The 584-nt window shown below is 48.8% G+C and carries 1 protein-coding gene; it reads left to right on the forward strand.

Going from position 1 to position 584, the window contains the following annotated elements; all coding sequences use genetic code 11:
• Positions 1 to 584: amidohydrolase family protein (locus tag R7044_RS26810; protein ID WP_225456183.1), on the forward strand; the 584-nt coding region annotated here is incomplete at both ends.

Consider the following 584-nt stretch of genomic DNA (forward strand, 5'->3'; position numbering starts at 1 on the left):
GGTGAAGTTCTAAAAGACACCGTTCGCGATATCAGCCGCTACAATGGCCGCGCACTGATCATGCCAAACACCGTCCCACCTGTTACCAATACCGAAATGGCACTTGCCTACCGCGATCGAATTCTGAAAGAGCAGCACGGCGAACAATTCGAACCTCTGATGGCGCTTTACCTAACCGATAACACCACGCCAGAAGAGATTCGCGCAGCAAAAGCAACCGGTAAAATTGTCGCAGCGAAGCTTTACCCAGCAGGTGCAACGACTAACTCAGATTCTGGTGTGACCGATGCGAAGAACATTTACCACGTTCTCGAAGCCATGGAAGAAGTCGGGATGTTGCTTTTGGTTCATGGAGAAGTCACTCATCACCACGTTGATATCTTCGACCGAGAAAAAGAATTCCTTGATACCGTCCTCGCTCCTATCGTTAATGACTTCCCTAATCTTAAAATCGTACTAGAACATATCACCACCGCCGACGCAGCACAGTTCGTTAACAACGCGTCTGATAATGTTGCCGCTACCATTACTGCTCACCACCTTCTTTTCAACCGCAATCACATGCTTGTCGGTGGCATTAAGCC

Source organism: Vibrio sp. 1402 (genome assembly GCF_033340275.1).